The 20,183-nt window shown below is 44.8% G+C and carries 16 protein-coding genes and 1 tRNA gene; 10 read left to right on the plus strand and 7 right to left on the minus strand.

Annotated elements, in window-relative coordinates; genetic code table 11:
- Positions 1–20 precede the first annotated feature (20 nt).
- A tRNA-Trp gene (locus FE394_RS15380) sits at positions 21–96 on the plus strand.
- 160 nt (positions 97–256) lie between these two features.
- Here the strand turns inward: FE394_RS15380 and hdfR are convergent.
- Positions 257–1,093 (minus strand): HTH-type transcriptional regulator HdfR, encoded by an 837-nt coding sequence (gene hdfR / locus FE394_RS15385; protein WP_319927243.1) that lies wholly within the window; start codon positions 1,091–1,093, stop codon positions 257–259.
- A 116-nt stretch (positions 1,094–1,209) separates the two neighbouring features.
- Between hdfR and FE394_RS15390 the strand changes: the two genes are divergently transcribed.
- Complete coding sequence (locus FE394_RS15390; RefSeq protein ID WP_319927244.1) at positions 1,210–1,548, plus strand: MaoP family protein; 339 nt, start codon at positions 1,210–1,212, stop codon at positions 1,546–1,548.
- Between the two features lie 58 nt (positions 1,549–1,606).
- On the opposite strand, the gene FE394_RS15395 is transcribed toward FE394_RS15390, so the two are convergent.
- Positions 1,607–3,133, minus strand: coding sequence for a YifB family Mg chelatase-like AAA ATPase (locus FE394_RS15395; protein ID WP_319927245.1), 1,527 nt, complete (start codon positions 3,131–3,133; stop codon positions 1,607–1,609).
- A gap of 602 nt (positions 3,134–3,735) precedes the next feature.
- Between FE394_RS15395 and ilvL the strand changes: the two genes are divergently transcribed.
- From ilvL to ilvA, 6 genes are all read left to right on the plus strand, one after another.
- Complete coding sequence (gene ilvL / locus FE394_RS15400; protein WP_071647081.1) at positions 3,736–3,834, plus strand: ilv operon leader peptide; 99 nt, start codon at positions 3,736–3,738, stop codon at positions 3,832–3,834.
- A gap of 147 nt (positions 3,835–3,981) precedes the next feature.
- Positions 3,982–5,628: an acetolactate synthase 2 catalytic subunit gene (gene ilvG / locus FE394_RS15405; protein WP_319927246.1), complete on the plus strand. Its 1,647-nt coding sequence runs from the start codon at positions 3,982–3,984 to the stop codon at positions 5,626–5,628.
- Positions 5,625–5,882, plus strand: a complete 258-nt coding sequence (gene ilvM, locus FE394_RS15410) for an acetolactate synthase 2 small subunit (protein WP_319927247.1) — start codon at positions 5,625–5,627, stop codon at positions 5,880–5,882. The genes ilvG and ilvM overlap by 4 nt, the downstream gene beginning before the upstream one ends.
- A 24-nt stretch (positions 5,883–5,906) precedes the next feature.
- A complete protein-coding gene (locus FE394_RS15415; protein WP_319927248.1) occupies positions 5,907–6,836 on the plus strand; it encodes a branched-chain amino acid transaminase in 930 nt (309 codons plus the stop codon).
- 86 nt (positions 6,837–6,922) lie between these two features.
- Positions 6,923–8,773 (plus strand): dihydroxy-acid dehydratase, encoded by a 1,851-nt coding sequence (ilvD, locus tag FE394_RS15420; RefSeq protein ID WP_319927249.1) that lies wholly within the window; start codon positions 6,923–6,925, stop codon positions 8,771–8,773.
- Complete coding sequence (gene ilvA / locus FE394_RS15425; RefSeq protein WP_319927274.1) at positions 8,773–10,323, plus strand: threonine ammonia-lyase, biosynthetic; 1,551 nt, start codon at positions 8,773–8,775, stop codon at positions 10,321–10,323. Before ilvD ends, ilvA begins: the two co-directional genes overlap by 1 nt.
- Before the next feature lie 59 nt (positions 10,324–10,382).
- Here ilvA and FE394_RS15430 read toward each other — a convergent pair whose 3' ends face one another.
- From FE394_RS15430 to ilvY, 4 genes are all read right to left on the minus strand, one after another.
- The gene (locus FE394_RS15430) at positions 10,383–11,897 is read right to left on the minus strand and encodes a DHA2 family efflux MFS transporter permease subunit (RefSeq protein WP_319927250.1); all 1,515 of its coding nucleotides are present in this window, start codon (positions 11,895–11,897) and stop codon (positions 10,383–10,385) included.
- Between the two features lie 7 nt (positions 11,898–11,904).
- Positions 11,905–13,068: a multidrug efflux MFS transporter periplasmic adaptor subunit EmrA gene (gene emrA, locus FE394_RS15435; protein WP_319927251.1), complete on the minus strand. Its 1,164-nt coding sequence runs from the start codon at positions 13,066–13,068 to the stop codon at positions 11,905–11,907.
- A gap of 148 nt (positions 13,069–13,216) precedes the next feature.
- Complete coding sequence (locus FE394_RS15440) at positions 13,217–14,023, minus strand: AraC family transcriptional regulator (RefSeq protein ID WP_319927252.1); 807 nt, start codon at positions 14,021–14,023, stop codon at positions 13,217–13,219.
- 65 nt (positions 14,024–14,088) lie between these two features.
- Positions 14,089–14,970 (minus strand): HTH-type transcriptional activator IlvY, encoded by an 882-nt coding sequence (gene ilvY, locus FE394_RS15445; protein WP_319927253.1) that lies wholly within the window; start codon positions 14,968–14,970, stop codon positions 14,089–14,091.
- A gap of 156 nt (positions 14,971–15,126) precedes the next feature.
- Between ilvY and ilvC the strand changes: the two genes are divergently transcribed.
- A complete protein-coding gene (ilvC, locus tag FE394_RS15450) occupies positions 15,127–16,605 on the plus strand; it encodes a ketol-acid reductoisomerase (protein ID WP_319927254.1) in 1,479 nt (492 codons plus the stop codon).
- Between the two features lie 177 nt (positions 16,606–16,782).
- Here ilvC and FE394_RS15455 read toward each other — a convergent pair whose 3' ends face one another.
- Positions 16,783–17,901, minus strand: coding sequence for a class II histone deacetylase (locus tag FE394_RS15455; RefSeq protein ID WP_319927255.1), 1,119 nt, complete (start codon positions 17,899–17,901; stop codon positions 16,783–16,785).
- A 242-nt stretch (positions 17,902–18,143) separates the two neighbouring features.
- On the opposite strand from FE394_RS15455, the gene rep reads away from it, so the two are divergent.
- Positions 18,144–20,174, plus strand: coding sequence for a DNA helicase Rep (rep, locus tag FE394_RS15460; RefSeq protein WP_319927256.1), 2,031 nt, complete (start codon positions 18,144–18,146; stop codon positions 20,172–20,174).
- Positions 20,175–20,183: the final 9 nt, after the last annotated feature.

Genomic DNA, 20,183 nt, shown 5'->3' on the forward strand with positions numbered 1-20,183 from the left:
TCCGCACCGCCACCGTATTTAGGGGCGTAGTTCAATTGGTAGAGCACCGGTCTCCAAAACCGGGTGTTGGGAGTTCGAGTCTCTCCGCCCCTGCCAGTTAACAACTAAGTAATAATTGATATAGCTATTCAGATTAATAGCCCAGCTAATTTTAGCTGGGTTTTTTCTTGTTTGTATTTTTCGTGAAATTATCATCTCCCTGCTGGAATTGTTTCCCCACCCACATAATTTTCCTCTTTTTACTATTAGTCCGCTTTTAAACCGTTATGGGCGCTTTTTCTACAGGAATTTTTAGTAACTGTTGGATAAATGCTTGCTGATCACTGTTTTGCAGCCATACCGCATATAAGGGTCGTTCTATTAACTCGTTATCAGTTGAAGCGACGAGTTTTGGGTATTCTTCTTGCCAATGTACAGGAAGGAAGGCGGCAGCATTTACACTATCTAATAATTCTCTGGCAACATGTGCTGATGTGGTTGTAATAATCGGGGGGTGATCACTCTTTAAGATTTGTTGCTCCTGCTGACGAAAATCAGCACCCCACTCCAATTTAATGTAATTTTTAACGCCTTTTTCAAGATTATGTTGGGTCGTCGATAAAACAAGTTGGATGTTACCAAATAGCTGACTTTGGAACTCATCCATTTTGGGTGGTTCAGTCGTAATTAAAAGGTCTAGTTCTCGTGAGTGCAATTGTTTGACTAGCGACTGGCGAGTAGAAACCAGAGATTCAATCCTCGTTTCTTGATGGAATTGGTAAAATGTAGTTAACCAAGATGCTAAATATCCTTCCCACAGGGATGCTGTAGCTCCGATAGAGAGCTTTGTATGCTGAGCAACGTAGTTGATTTCTTTCTTGGCCAATTGCCAAGTATTCATTAGTGACTCTGCATAGGGTACGAGACGTTCTCCAGCCGGAGTTAGGCGGATATTATTGCGATGCCGCGTGAATAAATTGGTACCCAACTGATTTTCTAGTTGACGGATCCGAAAGCTAACAGCGGATTGTGTTAGATAGAGCGATTCAGCTGCCCGACCAAAGTGACGAGTCTTACTGACTTCCAAAAAGGTTTTCAGTAATTCAGTGTCCACATGCATCTCCAATAGTTTTTGTCGTTAAGATTTAAATATTTTGTTTTACAGAATGTCAAGCCTCCCTAATACTCCGCGCCATAATTAGTATGGCATTAGAGTTAGGAGTATGTCAGATGGCTGAAAGCTTCATCACGACTAATCGTTTTTTTGATAATAAAAATTATCCACGTGGATTTTCCCGTCATGGTGATTTCACCATCAAAGAGGCTCAATTACTAGAGCGCAGTGGTCATGCGTTCAATGAACTGGATCTTGGTAAACGTGAGCCTCAAACAGAAAAAGAAAAACTGTTTGTTGCAGTTTGCCGTGGTGAACGTGCCCCTGTAACGATAGAAGAAAAGGTATGGATTAAGTATTTGGCAAAAATTAGCCGTCCAAAACGTTTTCATACTCTTTCCGGTGGAAAACCGCAGGTAGATTCTACAGAGGACTATACCGACACTGATGATTAATACCATCATTGATATTAATGATCTACACAGATAGGGGCGAAATAGCCCCTTTTCTAATTTATCCAGCCTGTTTTTGCAATTGAATAAGTAATCTATCCATATTTCGATAGTTGAGTGCTTCCATAATATCTACTTTTTCTATTCTTTTTTGTTCTTTTAAGTCTGCAATTGTACGAGAAACTTTGAGAATTCTATGCCAAGCACGAATAGATAGCCCTAGTTTCAATAACGTATTTTCCAGAAAAACTGCATCTTCCATTCTAAGCTTACAAATATTTTCTGTTTGTTTGCTATTAAGATGAGCATTTATATAGCCGCATCGTTCTATTTGTATTTTTCTGGCGATCTGTACCCGTTTTTTGACTTCATGGCTATTTTCTCCATGTTTTGCTGACGATTGGCTTAAAATTCCTGGAGGTAGCAGAGGGACTTCAATAGAAAGATCAAAACGATCTAAAAAGGGACCTGAAAGTTTAGAAAGATAACGTAATACTTGTTGTGGGCTACTGCGATTGTGCGGTCCTTGGTGATAACCCGTTGGACTTGGGTTCATGGCTGCAATTAGTTGCATTCGAGCAGGGAAACAGACTTTTGCCTTTGTGCGCGATATAACTATCTCACCGGACTCCAATGGTTCACGCAGGGCATCTAAAACACATCGGTTGAATTCAGGCAATTCATCCAAAAATAATACACCATTATGTGCAAGGGATATTTCCCCTGGTTTTGGTATCGAACCACCCCCTACCAGAGCCGCCATTGACGAACTATGATGAGGGGCTCTAAATGGCCGTGTATGCCATTTTTGGTGATTTATAGGATAGCCAACCAGACTATTGATTGCTGCGACCTCAATAGCCTCCTGATGCGTTAATGGAGGCAATAATCCACATAATCGGCTGGCAAGCATGGTTTTTCCTGTTCCTGGTGGTCCGAGCAGCAGAAGATTATGACCGCCAGCGGCAGTGATCTCCAATGCTCTTTTGGCTTGCTCCTGCCCAATAATATCCTGTATGTCTAAAACAGATGGTTCGCTCCATGGTTCAATGCCAGAAGGAGAAGATAAAATATCGTTGTTTCCTTGCAGGAAATGGCAGACTTGAAGTAAGTGATTTGCCATCAATGTTTCATTCTGAGACAAAATAGCCAGTTCAGCCTGATTTTCTGAGGACAAAATAAGCTGTCTTCCAGCTCGTTTTGCACTCAGTGCTGCGGGGATAGCTCCCGTGATTCGACGTATTTCCCCTGAAAGTGCCAATTCCCCTAAAAGTTCATAATCCTGCAGTTTATCTGTAGCGATTTGCTCTGATGCTGCCAAAATTGCGATAGCGATAGGTAAATCATATCTTCCTCCTTCTTTTGGAAGATCCGCTGGTGCTAAATTGACGGTGATCCTTTTGGGTGGATAGGTAAAACCACTGTTGATCAGAGCACTTCTGACCCTATCTCTGGACTCTTTTACGGTTGTTTCGGGCAAGCCTACGAGGGTTAAACCGGGTAAGCCATTACTGATATGTGCTTCTATTGTGACGAGAGGGGAATCAATACCAATGGTTGCCCGTGTATGAATGACGGCAAGTGCCATGATGCTCTCCTTAGCAAGAAAGCACCTATCATGAATCGATAAAAAATAATAAAAAGTCGCCTATTGTGATTTTGCGAAGAGGTTCGTAAAGATATTTATCACTGTGACTGTCTTGAAAATCATTTTTTCATTCGGATTTTAATAATAACCAATTGTTATTTATGAATAATATGATAATTCGAAATTATCCGGATGAAGAAAATAAATGGCATTATAGATGGTATAACCGTTCAATTACTCAGTTGAAAAATTAAATATTATTAATCATTTTCAATGTGGAAGATTATTGAGGATGCTAACTATTAATCAATAACCATTGGTTTTTATTATACGTTTCGTTGTGTTCATGGAAGGCAGATGATTAACATGTTTTTTAATTACATAATTTGTTAATTATTTTATTAAACAGACAGATACTGGATTTTTTCTGATGGAAAACTAAATAATTTTAGTGAATTCATCTGATTTGTTATATATCTAAATGAAAAGTATAAATAAAATAAATTTGTTATGAAAAAATAAAAAATAATTATTGTCAATAATCATAGAAAGTGATAACTCTTAAATATACGTCAAGCATACGAGTTAAAACGAACAACATTATGAATACTTTTGTCCTAGTAATTAGCCTAATTATTGTGAGTGTGGTGGTGATTATTATCCCACCGTGCGGGGCTGCACTTGGACGAAGGAAGGCTTAGACAAAAAGAGAGCCAGATTTCACAAAAACCCCCGCACCGAAAGGCGCGGGGGTTTTTTTTGGCACTTCTTTGGATTAGAGAACAAAAACAAACATAACAAAGCATCACAACAGCCAGTTACACGGTAAACACAACAAGGGGGTAGCAATGAACGGGGCACAATCGGTTGTAGAAGCACTGCAGAGGCAGGGAGTTGAAAAAGTTTTCGGTTATCCCGGTGGAACCATCATGCCAGTCTATGATGCTCTGTATGATGGAGGTGTTGAGCACATATTATGCCGCCATGAGCAAGGTGCTGCTATGGCTGCAATCGGTTATGCCCGAGCGAGTGGAAAACCGGGTGTTTGTATTGCGACATCAGGGCCAGGGGCGACAAATTTAGTGACGGGATTGGCTGATGCGTTGTTGGATTCCGTTCCTGTTGTGGCGATTACTGGCCAAGTGAATACTGCCCTTATCGGAACGGATGCCTTTCAGGAAATCGATATATTAGGCATGTCTCTTTCCTGTACAAAACATAGTTTTCTGGTTGATTCGTCGGAAAAATTATCTCAAATCATGGCCGATGCCTTTGCTATCGCGATGAGTGATCGTCCCGGCCCTGTTCTTGTTGATTTGCCGAAAGATATTCAGTTGGCTCAAGGCGATTTTGCACCCTATCTGGTACCTGCATCCCCGGAATTATCTCTGCCAGAACAAGAGTTAGAACAAGCTCGTCAACTGTTAGCATCGTCTCAGAAGCCTGTTTTATATGTAGGTGGTGGAGTTGGTATGTCCGGCGCTGTTCCTGAATTACGCCATTTTGTTGCAGAAACAGGAATGCCTGTTGTTTCTACGTTGAAAGGTTTAGGCGCGGCGGATTTTGGACATGAATGCTATTTAGGCATGTTGGGAATGCACGGAACCAAAGCGGCCAATCTCGCGGTTCAGGCTTGTGATTTGTTAATCGCGGTTGGAGCGCGTTTCGATGACCGTGTGACAGGAAAACTGAGCACCTTCGCACCTCATGCCAACGTGATCCATCTGGATGTTGATCCTGCCGAATTCAATAAATTACGTCAGATCCATGTTTCATTATTGGGTGATGTAAAAACACTGCTGCCGCATTTACAGCAATCCTTAGCGATTCAGGCTTGGCAGCAAGAAATAAAACAATTAAAAAACGAACACGCTTGGTGTTATGACTATCAGGGTGAAAGTATTTATGCGCCGCTTTTGCTGAAACAGATTTCTGATCGGGCATCATCCAGCACGGTGATCACGACCGATGTTGGGCAGCATCAGATGTGGACTGCTCAGCACATGTTATTCAGCCAGCCAGAGAATTTCATCACATCAAGTGGATTGGGCACGATGGGATTTGGCATTCCGGCGGCAATTGGCGCTCAGATGGCACGTCCGCAAGATATGGTTATCTGCATATCCGGTGACGGTTCTTTTATGATGAATGTTCAGGAATTAGGCACGATCAAACGTAAGCAGTTACCAATCAAAATAGTCTTATTAGATAACCAGCGATTGGGGATGGTTCGTCAGTGGCAAGAACTGTTTTTTGACAAACGCTATAGCGAGACGACCTTAACTGATAATCCTGACTTTCTTACATTGGCGCAAGCCTTTGGGATACCGGGTCAGCGGATCACAGATAAATCACAAGTGAGCGGGGCGCTGGATGCTTTGTTCAACAGCGAGGGTGCGTATTTATTACACGTATCCATTGATGCATTAGAGAATGTCTGGCCATTAGTTCCCCCGGGCGCAAGCAATGAAGCCATGTTGGAGAAGTCATTATGATGCAGCATCAACTTGCTATTCAGGCGAGATTTTGTCCTGAGATTTTGGAGCGAATTCTGAGGGTTACCCGTCATCGTGGATTCAATATATGCGCACTGAATATGGATCACACAACAGATAGTGGTAATGTAAGTATTGAACTCACTGTATCCAGCCAGCGTTCGATTAATTTACTTTTTTCTCAATTGATGAAATTAGTGGATGTTGCTGGTATTGAGATCAAACATAAAGAATCACAATTAATAAGCGCATAATGCGCGATTGAAGGAAAACTGAGAATGACAAAGCAAGCTGATTATATTTGGTTCAATGGGGAAATGGTGCCGTGGGCAGATGCTAAAATTCACGTTATGTCCCACGCCCTGCATTATGGTACTTCGGTATTTGAGGGCATTCGTTGCTATGACTCTCACAAAGGGCCTGTCGTTTTTCGCCATCGTGAACATATGCAGCGCTTGCATGACTCAGCCAAAATTTACCGTTTCCCTGTGAGCCAGAGTGTTGATGAACTGATGGAAGCATGTCGTGAAACACTTCGTAAAAATAAATTAGTCAGCGCTTATATTCGTCCATTGATATTTGTTGGTGATGTTGGAATGGGCGTCAATCCTCCTGATGGTTATAAAACAGACGTTATTATTGCCGCTTTCCCTTGGGGAGCTTATCTTGGCGAAGAAGCGCTGGAGCAAGGCATTGATGCGATGGTTTCGTCATGGAATCGTGTAGCGGCAAATACGATCCCAACGGCAGCAAAAGCGGGAGGAAATTATCTTTCGTCCTTGCTGGTGGGAAGTGAAGCCCGACGCCATGGTTATCAGGAAGGAATTGCATTGGATATTCATGGTTATATTTCAGAAGGCGCGGGTGAAAACCTGTTTGAAGTGAAAGACGGGATTCTGTTTACGCCTCCATTTACCTCATCTGCTCTGCCGGGGATCACTCGCGATGCCATTATCAAATTGGCTAAGGATTTAGGTCTGGAAGTTCGTGAGCAGACACTTTCTCGTGAATCACTCTATCTGGCGGATGAAGTATTCATGACCGGGACTGCGGCGGAAATCACGCCGGTCCGTAGCGTCGATGATATTCAGGTTGGTATTGGCAAATGTGGTCCTATCACCAAAAAAATTCAAAACGCATTTTTTGGCTTATTTGATGGTACGACAGAAGATAAATGGGGCTGGCTGGATCCCGTTAACCCTCAATAAAAAATATAACATTCGGCAGGCGGTCGTTCCCCGCCTGTGCTGATTACTGAAGTTCATTAGATAAGACAGAGATGGGAGTAGAAACAATGCCTAAATACCGTTCTGCCACGACAACACATGGCCGCAATATGGCGGGAGCCCGGGCTTTATGGCGAGCCACAGGGATGACTGACGCGGATTTTGGAAAGCCTATCATTGCAGTTGTGAATTCATTTACTCAGTTCGTACCGGGGCATGTCCATCTGCGAGACCTCGGCAAACTGGTGGCAGAACAGATTGAGGCGTCAGGAGGCGTTGCAAAAGAGTTCAATACCATCGCGGTTGATGATGGTATCGCAATGGGGCATGGTGGAATGCTCTATTCATTGCCTTCCCGTGAATTGATCGCAGACTCGGTGGAATATATGGTGAACGCTCACTGTGCTGATGCGATGGTCTGTATTTCTAACTGCGACAAAATCACCCCGGGGATGCTGATGGCATCTCTGCGTCTGAATATTCCGGTTATTTTTGTTTCCGGTGGCCCCATGGAAGCGGGTAAAACGCGCTTATCCGATCAAATTATCAAGCTGGATCTGGTGGATGCCATGATTCAGGGGGCTAATCCAAATGTCAGTGATGAGCAGAGTGATCAAATCGAACGTTCAGCCTGTCCGACATGCGGTTCTTGCTCTGGCATGTTTACGGCAAATTCGATGAACTGCCTGACTGAAGCATTGGGGCTTTCTCAGCCTGGCAATGGTTCATTGCTCGCGACTCATGCGGATCGCAAGACGTTGTTCATCAACGCGGGTAAGCGCATTGTCGAGTTAACCAAACGTTACTATGAAAAAAATGATGACAGCGCTTTACCGCGTAATATTGCCACCAAAGCCGCATTTGAAAATGCTATGACATTAGATATTGCGATGGGCGGTTCGACTAACACCGTGCTTCATTTGTTAGCTGCGGCTCAGGAAGGTGAAGTTGATTTCACGATGGAAGATATTGATCGTCTGTCTCGTCAGGTACCTCATTTGTGCAAGGTAGCTCCGAGCACCCAGAAATATCATATGGAAGACGTACACCGTGCGGGTGGTGTGATGGGTATTCTGGGTGAGCTGGAACGCGCAGGGCTTTTGAATCGCGATGTAAAAAATATTTTGGGTTTGGATTTGCCTCAAACGTTGATTCAGTACGACATCATGCTGACAGAGGATGAAAGCGTTAAGAGTATGTATGCGGCAGGTCCGGCAGGGGTCCGTACTACTCAGGCATTCTCGCAGGATTGCCGTTGGCCATCGCTGGATACTGATCGTGAGGAAGGGTGTATCCGTGAGCGTACTTATGCTTATAGTCAGGATGGTGGTTTGGCGGTTCTGTTTGGTAACGTTGCAGCGAATGGTTGTATTGTAAAAACAGCGGGTGTTGATGAAGGAAGTCTGATTTTCCGTGGCCCGGCTAAAGTCTATGAGAGTCAGGATGATGCCGTAGAAGCGATTCTTGGCGGAAAAGTGGTTGCGGGTGATGTGGTTATCATTCGTTATGAAGGCCCGAAAGGCGGCCCCGGGATGCAAGAAATGCTTTATCCCACCACCTATTTGAAATCAATGGGGCTAGGCAAAAGTTGTGCGTTGATCACTGATGGTCGTTTCTCAGGAGGCACATCGGGGCTATCGATCGGTCACGTTTCTCCTGAAGCGGCGAATGGTGGTTTGATTGGACTGATTCAAGATGGCGATATCATCGATATTGATATTCCAAACCGTAAAATTCAGTTAGATGTTACCGAAACAGAACTTGCTGAACGCACCCAAGACGAATTATCTCGCGGGGATAAGGCGTGGACACCTAAGTCCAGAGAGCGTCAGGTTTCTTTTGCATTGCGTGCTTATGCTTTGTTGGCGACCAGCGCTGATAAAGGCGCAGTGCGCGATAAAACCAAATTGGGGAGCTGATTGTGGCTGTTTACCCTCTTAATTCAGAGCCTAAAGGGGCGGAATACCTCAAAGCCGCATTGAGTGCACCAGTGTATGATGTTGCTCAAGTGACCCCGTTGCAGGAAATGAAAAAAATTTCTGCCCGTTTGGACAATACTATTTTGGTCAAACGGGAAGATCGCCAGTTGGTGCACAGTTTTAAATTGCGTGGCGCATACGCGATGATTGCGGGTTTGACGAAAGAGCAGAAAACCAAAGGAGTTATTACGGCTTCTGCGGGTAATCATGCACAAGGTGTCGCATTGTCGGCCAGTAAGGTTGGGATAAAGGCAACCGTCGTGATGCCGATCGCTACCGCAGATATCAAGGTCGATGCAGTACGCAGCTTTGGTGGCGCAGTCCTGTTGCACGGTGCGAATTTCGATGAAGCGAAAGCAAAAGCGATCGAGATGGCAAAAGAGCACGGTTACACCTTCGTCCCTCCCTTTGACCATCCTGCTGTAATTGCAGGTCAGGCAACACTGGCTATGGAACTGCTCCAGCAAGATGTCCATCTTGATCGCATCTTTGTTCCGGTCGGTGGTGGCGGATTGATTGCTGGTGTTGCCGTTCTCATCAAACAGCTTGTTCCTGAAATGAAAGTCATTGGGGTGGAAGCTGAAGATTCCGCCTGTTTGAAAGCGGCTCTGAAAGCCGGTCATCCGGTCGATTTACCTCGAGTCGGACTATTTGCTGAGGGCGTGGCTGTTAAACGCATTGGTGATGAAACATTCCGCTTATGCCAACAATATGTTGATGATGTCATTACGGTGGATAGCGATGCCATTTGTTCTGCCGTGAAAGATATCTTTGAAGATGTCAGGGCGATTGCAGAACCTTCAGGTGCATTGGCACTGGCAGGCTTGAAGAAATATGTTCAGCAACATCAGATTCAGGGAGAAAGATTGGCGCATATTCTCTCTGGTGCTAATGTGAATTTTCATGGCTTGCGTTACGTTTCTGAACGCAGTGAACTGGGGGAACAACGCGAGGCCTTACTGGCAGTCACGATCCCTGAACAAAAGGGCAGTTTCCTGAATTTCTGTCAGATATTGGGCCCCCGTATTGTGACAGAATTTAGTTATCGCTATTCGGATGCCACTGATCCAAGCAAGGCTTGTATTTTTGTGGGGATCAGATTGAGTCGGGGAAATGCTGAACGCCGTGAAATCATTGAGGAATTAAAATCATCGGGATATCAGGTCGCTGATTTTACCGATGATGAAATGGCGAAATTGCATGTCCGTTACATGATAGGCGGCAGACCATCCAAACCATTGCAGGAACGGTTGTTCAGCTTTGCTTTTCCTGAATCTCCGGGAGCCTTGCTGAAATTTTTGCAGACGTTGGGCACACACTGGAATATCACTTTATTTCATTATCGTAGTCACGGCACAGATTATGGGCGTGTATTGGCTGCTTTTGAACTTTCAGAGCCGGAAGTGCGCTTTGATCGCCATTTGGATGAGTTGGGCTATGAATATCATGATGAAACTGATAACCCTTCGTTTAAGTTATTTTTGACTTAAGCACCCATTGCAAAATAGCGCCTAACAAGGCGTTATTTTGCTGATTATATTGCTTATTTTTATTCTTTTTTGATCGTGGTTTGTGTTAGCCATATCAAAAACAGCATCATCAGAAAAAGAAAGCCAAATAACCAATAAATTTCATTGGCGGCGATAATCAGCCCCTGATGAGTAATTTCGTGCGCCAATTTACTACTGATCTGGGGATATGACAGGCCCAGTTGCTGCATGTTTTCATAGGATTGCGTCGCAATCGGATTATAAGGGGTTACGGCTTGTATTAGCTGTACATGATGAACGGCTTCACGATTTGTCCAAATCGTCGTTGTGACAGATATTCCCACTGATGTTGCCAACGTCCGCAGGAAATTGAACAGACTCACCGCTGAGGCGATTTTATCCGGTTTGATATCGGATAAGATGATGGTATTGAGCGGCATAATCAGGCAGGCGATGGCAAATCCTTGTATAAATTGAGGCCAGGCGGCGGCGGAAAAGTCCATTGACCGTTCGAAAGTGTAAGCGCGCCAAAAGAAGCACAAGGTGAAAACAATAAAGCTGAACGTTACCAGATAACGCATATCGATTTTTGAACCGAGACGACCAATAAGTGGCGCAAGTATTATCGGCATAATACCCAGCGGTGCCATCACTAACCCAGCCCAAGTTGCGGTATAACCAAATACCATCTGTAATAATTGAGGTTGCAGAACCAGCGTTCCGATATGAAGCAAAAAAGCCAGGCTGATACATATCGTCCCTATCGTAAAACTGCGGGATTTAAATAAGGATAAATCAATGATGGGGTTTTTCGCTGTCAGCTCCCAGATAATCAGAAAAGTGAGGCAGACCACAGCGATAATAGCCAGAGTCATAATTTCTGATGAATTAAACCAATCCAGCTCTTTCCCGCGATCAAGCAATAACTGAAAACTTCCCACACCAGCAACCAATAGAATTAATCCGACAGTGTTAATCGGGCTAACTTCCGTTTTTGTTTCCCGATCTTTGAGCAACATCCAAGTGATAGTGATGACAGCTAAACCGAATGGGATGTTAATCAGGAATATCCATCCCCAATGATAATTATCACTGATCCAGCCGCCGAGGATAGGGCCACAGACAGGAGCAACGACAATCGTCATTGACCACATAGCCAGAGCCATATTGCGTTTTGGTTGTGGGTAGTTATTCAATAGCAGGCTTTGCGAAAGAGGCATAATCGGGCCTGCGGCGATCCCTTGCACGATACGGGAAAAAATCAGCATTTCCAGACTATTGGATATACCGCATAGCCAAGAGGCAACAATAAACAATATCGTTGATGCTAAAAAAACGCGAACCTCCCCGAATCGTTTTGCCAGCCAGCCGGTTAATGGAATCGAGATCGCATTGGCAACGGCAAATGAAGTAATGATCCAAGTGCCTTGAGAAGTGGAAGAACCCAAATCACCCGCAATTGTTGATATTGCCACGTTAGCAATTGTCAGATCCAGTATCTGTAAAAACGCTGCCAGTGCCAAGGCCAGTGTCAGCCAACCGAGTTTGGCACCGGATAATGGTTGATGTGACATGTTGTCCTCACCTTCTGCTGGTATTTATAGAAATAATGTCCTTAATCAGTCGCTCAATTTCTGCGGTGTCGTAAGACAGGATATCGGTTTCATACACGATTTTTTGAGGTGGCACTTTGGCCAGAACTGCCCCATCCCGATTTCTGGTATCAACGGAGGCATGCATGGATAACCCTATACGCAAAGGATGGTCAGTGAGTTGTTGTGATTCCAGTTCAATACGGACGGGCAGGCGCTGGACAACTTTGATCCAGTTACCTGTCGCATTTTGAGCGGGCAGTAAGGAGAAAGCACTGCCGGTTCCCATATCCAAACCGACAACCTTGCCGTTGTAAATAATGTCGCTGCCGTAAAAATCGCTGGTTAATGTGACGGGTTGACCAATGCGGACATTGGCAAGTTGCACTTCTTTAAAGTTTGCTTCAATCCAGAGTTGGTCAGCAGGAACGATAACCATGAGCGGTATGCCATTCTTTATCTGTGAGCCGACTTGCACATTGCGACGAGAAACATAGCCCGTGGCGGGTGCGGCGATACGGGTGCGTTGCAGGGTCAGCCAAGTATCCCGAAGTTGGGTTGCCGCCAATTTAACGTTAGGTTGCTGTTCCAGAGGGGTGTCTATAACCAATGCCTTATTGGCATAATATTGTTGCTGTGAGAAAAGCAGCTCCGATTTTGCCATCTGAACACTATTACGGGCATGGATCAGGCTTTCTTTGGCAATGGCTCCGGTTAACCCTAAGTGTTCACGCCGCTGTAAATCATCTATCGTCTGCTGCAACTTGGTTTTTTTCAGGTCAATATCGGCCTGTAATTTCTCATTCTCAACCATGATCTGATGAGTTTGCCGAACACTTTTGGCAAGAATACTTTTCGCCCGTTCAACGGCATGTTCTGCATCAATAGTGTGCAGACTGACTAAAATATCTCCCTGACGGACAAAATCAGTATTGTCAGCATGAATACTGGCCACACTACCTGAAACCTGCGCCATTACCTGCACTTGGTTACCAATCACATAAGCATCTTCGGTCGTTTGGTAATGACGTAATACTGTGTACCAATAGATAAAATAACCTAAGCCAACACAGATAAATAACAGTGTTGCCATGAGCAAAGCCAGCTTACGTTTTGATTTTTTCTCTGTAATCACTGACGACGTTGGCATCATTTTTCCCCACCATTTCTATAAATACGGCTGAAAATAAAATTTTTATATTTGGGTGTATTGGTCTGAATACTTTGGTATTGGCTTGCAAAATGATCTGAATTGAGCCGTAGCTTAATGGTAGGAAGGTGATTTTAATTGAATAAACGGGCTATTTTGGTTTCTTGCTGGGGAAAGATTCAGGAAAGGCCGCAATGGCATTTTTCAATTCTGAGGGACTGAGTCCATATAACATCATACCCGTGCGGCTAAAATGTGCGCTGTCGGAAAATCCGCTATGGGAAGCCAGCAAAGTGAGCGAGTCTGGTGAATCTATTTTTTCAAGTGCGTGATGGAATCGTTTCCATAATAAATAACCACGGAAATTGGTGCCCATTTCCTGACGAAACAGATGTAAAAATCGACTTTCTGATAGATAGATATGATCAGATATTTCGCTGGAGGAAATGCTCTTAACAGGTAACTCGGTAATCAGATTGGTCGCTTTTATGATTCGGGTATCCTGATAGCAATCACAGAGTCCTGTATCCTCTAACCAACGGCTCAGGACAAGAATGTCTGGAGATAAATCTGATTGTAAACAGTGAGCGAGGTAATCCGCTATCAAGCGGGCAGATTCTGAATTTAGGTAGACGATATCTGAATCTTTAATTTGGTGTAATAGCAAATGATACAGAGAATGAGCAGGATCTATCAGAAAATTGAAACAGGATTTCCCTTCTGCATGTAATCGATGTCTGACATTGCTGGCGATAATAAAACCATATACTTGACGTGTTTCCTGTTCGGTATCAATTTTTATCACCGAAGAGTCAGGTGAGACACTTAATTGGATGCAAGGATGGCGATGCCACTCTGTTCTCATATGATGAGAAAGTGCTAAATATTGTTTGTGATACTCATATAACCTGACTACTTCAAGATATCTATCTATTTTGCGGCGCATATTTCTTCGCATATTTCTTCGCATGTTTCTTCGCATATAGCGTGACCTATTTCCAGATATATCCAATGAACTTCAGATTACAACAGCTCCCAGAACGCTTTAATTAGCGGCTCATTTAAGCGTTTATTCAATGTACAGACGCCTAATTCAAACGGCTCGACCAGAGAGATATTTTCCAGTAGTGAGATACGGTTTCGTACGGGTTCAGGACTATTTTCGACGACAACCGCAGGGATCAACGCGATCCCACAGCCTAATGCAACCATAGAAACAATCGCTTCATGGCCGGAAACTGTTGCGTAAATCACCGGATGCAGGATTTTATGCCGACGGAACCAAAGCTCAATGCGCTTACGGGAAGGGCCATGCTCGGGTAGGATAAACGGAATGTTATTCCAGTTCGGCTGTTCTTCTGTCGCGAGAGCTTTCACAGCACAGGGCAGGGAGGGAGCAATCAGTACCAGCGGCACTTCGCCTATTTTGGTAAAACTAACGTTATCAGATAATTTTTCCGGCTTGCCTGCAATACCCAGATCAGCGGCGTCGGATTGGATTTTATCAACGGCATCTGCCGCGTCGCCTGTCGTCAGTTTTATTTCCACTAAGGGATGTTCGGCCCTGAATTTATCCAAGACTTGTGGAAGATGGCTATAAGCGGCAGTTACTGAACAAAACAGACGCAGCTCCCCTGTCAGCGATGAGCTTTGGTGATTCAATGAATGCTGTAGCTGTTTATATTGCAGGAGTGTCTGCTGGGCAAATTGTTTTAATTGTTCACCGGCAGAAGTGAGTTTTACCGTTCGGTTATCCCGTAAAAACAGGGAATGCCCTAATAACTCTTCAAGACGCTGGATCTGGCGCGAAAGTGTGGATGGGCTGACGTGCATGGCTGTGGCCGTGCGTCCAAAGTGACAACTTTCCGCAAGATGTAAAAACAGTTTTAAATCACGTAGATCCATCGCGTTGGGCCTTTTGTCTGGTGACTTTTTGCTGTGCCAGAGGACGTTGCATAAATTGCAATATAGTCTTGTTAATATATCAATTTAAGCAATGGCCTTCATGTCATATATTGGCACTATGCAAACAACATCACACCTAATTATATCGGAGTCACCATGGCTAACTATTTTGATACGTTGAACTTGCGCCAGCAATTGGCACAGTTAGGCAAATGTCGTTTTATGGCGCGGGAAGAATTTGCTGACGAGGCAGGGTATTTAAAAGGCAAGAAAGTGGTGATCGTGGGGTGTGGTGCGCAGGGGCTAAATCAAGGTCTTAACATGCGTGATTCTGGTTTGGATATTGCCTACGCCCTGCGTAAAGAGGCGATTGAAGAAAAACGCGCCTCATGGCGCAAGGCAACGGAAAATGGTTTCAACGTCGGCACCTATGAAGAGTTAATTCCGCAGGCCGATTTAGTTATTAACCTGACGCCAGATAAACAGCATTCTACGGTAGTTCAGGCTGTTCAACCTTTGATGAAAGACGGGGCGGCATTGGGCTATTCCCACGGTTTCAATATCGTCGAAGTAGGTGAGCCAGTACGTAAAGATATCACGGTTGTCATGGTTGCGCCTAAATGTCCGGGAACAGAAGTTCGTGAAGAGTATAAGCGTGGATTCGGTGTTCCTACTCTGATTGCCGTGCATCCGGAAAATGATGTAAAAGGTGAAGGAATGGCGATCGCGAAAGCGTGGGCTGCTGCAACCGGTGGTCATCGTGCGGGTGTTCTGGAATCTTCTTTTGTGGCAGAAGTTAAATCAGATTTGATGGGTGAACAGACCATTCTGTGCGGCATGTTACAGGCGGGTTCGTTGTTATGTTACGACAAATTGGTTGCTGATGGAGCTGAACCGGGTTATGCCGGAAAATTAATCCAGCTTGGTTGGGAAACTATCACCGAGGCCTTGAAACAAGGCGGTATTACGTTGATGATGGATCGCCTCTCTAATTCAGCAAAATTGCGTGCTTATGCGCTTTCCGAACAGTTGAAAACTCTTTTGGCCCCGCTGTTCCAGAAACATATGGATGACATCATTTCCGGTGAATTCTCTTCCACAATGATGGCAGATTGGGCAAATGATGATAAAAACCTGCTGACTTGGCGTGAGGAAACAGGAAAAACCCCATTCGAAAATTACCCTGATTACAGTAGCAACATCAGTGAACAGGAATATTTTGATCACGGTGTGCTGATGATCGCCATGGTCAAGGCTGGGGTGGAACTGGCATTTGAAACGATGTTAGATGCCGGCATTATTGAAGAATCTGCTTATTATGAATCTTTGCATGAGCTGCCACTGATTGCGAATACTATTGCCCGTAAGCGCTTGTATGAAATGAACGTGGTCATCTCCGATACTGCGGAATATGGTAACTACCTGTTCTCTCATGCTGCGGTTCCGTTGCTGAAAGAAAAATTTATAGGGACTCTGCAAGCGGGCGATTTAGGCAAAGCAGTCGCAGATCGTGGCATTGATAATGCCCAGTTACGTGATGTGAATGAAGCCATCCGTAACCATCCGATTGAAGTTATCGGCCATACTTTGCGTGGTTATATGACTGATATGAAACGTATTGCAGTCGGCGGATAATCTGATATCTATACCTAATGGATTTCAAGGTGCAGCGCGACGACAAGAGAACGAATCCCCAAGAACATAGATAACTATGCGACTGGGGTGAGTGAACGTAGTCAACAAAGCTGCAACTTGAAAGACGACAGGTATACCCTGCCTGATGAAATAACATCGGGCAGGGTATTGTAATCTTTAGAGGGTAAACTTCAGTTTCAACTCATCAATGGCTTGGCGCTGGAATGCTTCAAATCGTTCTTTGGGTTGCTGCAATTTAATTATGTTTAACGCAGGGTCGCTGACTTCAGTACGCATACCACTCAATTCCTCCATGACGGCCAACCCACAGAAAGGCACGTAAGCTTCGGCATAACCCCCTTCGTGTACCATGACCAATTTGCCATGGCATAACTCATCTGCTGCTTGCTGTATTTTTCGGGTCATTTCACGGAAGCTGTCACTGTGCAGTTGCATTCGAGCCAGCGGATCGTAAGCATTTGCGTCATAGCCACAGGCAACGATAATCAGTTCAGGTTGGTAACGGTGTAATGCCGGAAGGACAATTTGATCCATGGCATACAGATAACTATTGTGCCCAGCACCCGCCATCAATGGAATGTTGATATTGAAACCTTCGCCTTCACCGGCACCGATATCTTCTTCGCCACTGTAACCTTCGGGATAGCATCCATCCTGATGCAGTGAAATAGTCAAAACGTCATCGCGCTCCCAGAAGATGTGCTGTGTGCCATTACCATGATGAACATCCCAGTCAACGACTGCGACTCGGCCAACGCCAAGTTTTTCCTTCGCGTGCTCAATGGCAAGGGCAATATTGGCAAGGAAACAAAAGCCCATTGCTTGATCTGGCAGGCAATGGTGTCCGGGAGGACGGGAAAGGCTGTAAGCATTATCCAATTCGCCGTCCAGCACGGCTTTTACCGCAGCATAGGTAAGTCCGGCAGATAATTTGGCGATTTCATAACTACCTTGTCCTATTGGCGCTTCCGGCCCCAATAAGCCGCCGCCGCCGCCGTCACTCATGGATTTAAAGCGTTGCAAATAATCTTCAGGATGAACCAGCCGTAATGTTGCATCATCAAGAGGTTCAGCGCTGCGCAATTGCAATGAACGACTTAAACCAGAAACATCCATTAAACTTTTCATTCTGCGTTTAGTTTCTGGTGACTCGGCATACCCGGCGCTATTAGGAGGTTGTACCCATCCACCAACGGGAAATATCATGGCATGCTGTAAGCCAGAATTGTGCCAGAAACAGAGTTCATCAAAGAAAAAGCCGGTTTTACGTGGCATGGTGCATCTCCTTTGTTTTATTGATTTCACGTCAACAAGAAATAATGGCTGTTATATCATCAGTTAAGACAAACTGATGCTAAGTATTTCAATTACTGGAGAATCACTATTTATCAATTTGCGCGTAAGACCTCGCCCAATCGGGCGGGGGAGCAGTCAATATATGAGTTCATAACTAAGCTTGGCTTTCTGTTACAATTCCGTTCCCTGATCTTTCATCCTGATATAACCTTCGAAACGATATGCGATTAAATCCAAGCCAACAACAAGCGGTTGAATTTGTGACAGGACCTTGTCTGGTTCTGGCGGGTGCAGGCTCCGGCAAGACCCGGGTGATCACCAATAAAATTGCTCACCTGATCCGCGTTTGTGGCTATCAGGCTCGGCACATTGCCGCAGTCACCTTCACCAATAAGGCGGCACGTGAAATGAAAGAACGTGTGGCGCAAACTTTGGGTCGAAAGGAAACGAGAGGCCTGATGATCTCGACTTTTCACACTCTGGGTTTGGAGATCATCAAACGTGAATATAAAGCGCTGGGTATGAAGAGCAACTTTTCGTTGTTCGATGATCAAGACCAAATGGCCTTATTGAAAGATCTCACCGCAGATTTGCTGGAGGAAGATAAGGATCTGCTGCAAAAGCTGATTTCGAGCATTTCTAACTGGAAGAATGACCTGATGTCACCGGAGATGGTGATAAGATCAGCGCGTTCGGCGCAGGAACACCAATTTGCAGAGTGTTACCGCCGTTATGACTTGCACCTGAATAGCTGTAACGTTCTTGATTTTGATGATCTGATTACCAAGCCAACCCTATTGTTAATGCGCGATGAAGAGGTCAGGGAGCGCTGGCAGAATAAAATTCGTTACTTGCTGGTGGATGAATATCAGGATACCAATACCAGTCAGTATCAATTAGTGAAACTGTTGGTGGGCAATCGCGCCCGTTTTACGGTGGTTGGTGATGATGACCAGTCTATTTATTCATGGCGTGGTGCTCGCCCACAAAATTTGATCCTGTTGAAAGAAGACTTTCCGCAGTTGAACGTGATCAAACTGGAACAGAATTATCGTTCATCAGGACGGATATTGAAAGCAGCGAATATCCTGATCGCCAACAATCGTCATGTATTTGAGAAAAAACTCTTTTCAGAGTTGCATTATGGCGATCCGCTTAGGGTGATCGAAGCCAACAACGAAGATCACGAAGCTGAGCGTGTGGTCGGTGAATTGATCGCTCATCACTTTATCAATAAAACGGATTATAAAGATTACGCCATCTTGTATCGTGGAAATCATCAGTCCCGTATCTTCGAAAAAATGCTGATACAAAACCGCATCCCTTACCGAATTTCGGGAGGAACATCGTTCTTTTCTCGACCTGAGATCAAGGACTTACTTTCTTACTTACGTGTTTTGACCAATCCTGAGGATGACAGTGCATTCCTGCGTATCGTCAACACACCACGGCGAGAAATTGGAGCAGTCACGATCCAGAAACTGGGGGAATGGGCGAATCAACGCAATAAAGGTCTTTATCAAGCCAGTTTTGATCTTGGTCTGGAGCAGCATTTAACCGGGCGTGGTCTGGCAGCATTACAGCGATTTGCTCACTGGATGGAAGAGATATCACGTCAGGTAGAACGTGAGCCACTGTTGGCAGTCAGAGATTTATTGCGTGGAATGGATTACGAAAGCTGGTTATATGAAACCGCTCCCAGTCCAAAAGCGGCTGAAATGAGAATGAAAAACGTCAACCAACTCTTCACTTGGATGAGCGAGATGCTTGAGGGGGATGATTTGAATGAACCGATGACACTTTCTCAGGTCGTGGCGCGTTTTACGCTGCGCGACATGCTGGAGCGCGGTGAAGAAGACGAAGAGTTGGATCAGGTTCAGCTTATGACGCTTCATGCTTCCAAGGGGCTGGAATTTCCTTATGTTTTTCTGGTCGGGATGGAAGAAGGTTTATTGCCACATCAGAGCAGCATTGATGAAGATAACATTGAGGAAGAGCGTCGTCTGGCGTATGTCGGCATTACCCGCGCACAGAGAGAACTCTTTTTCACGCTGAGCAAGGAACGCCGTCAGTATGGTGAACTTATCCGTCCCGAACCGAGTCGGTTTTTATTTGAGTTGCCACAGGATGATTTGCACTGGCCACAGGGAAAACCCGTAGTCAGTGCGGAAGAACGGATGAAACAGGGACAATCTCGTCTGGCGGACATTAAATCGCGTTTGGGACTCGGGCAGAAAAACGTCGGTAAATAACTCAATAAA

This window comes from Xenorhabdus littoralis, from assembly GCF_033949345.1.
Lineage (GTDB): Bacteria > Pseudomonadota > Gammaproteobacteria > Enterobacterales > Enterobacteriaceae > Xenorhabdus > Xenorhabdus littoralis.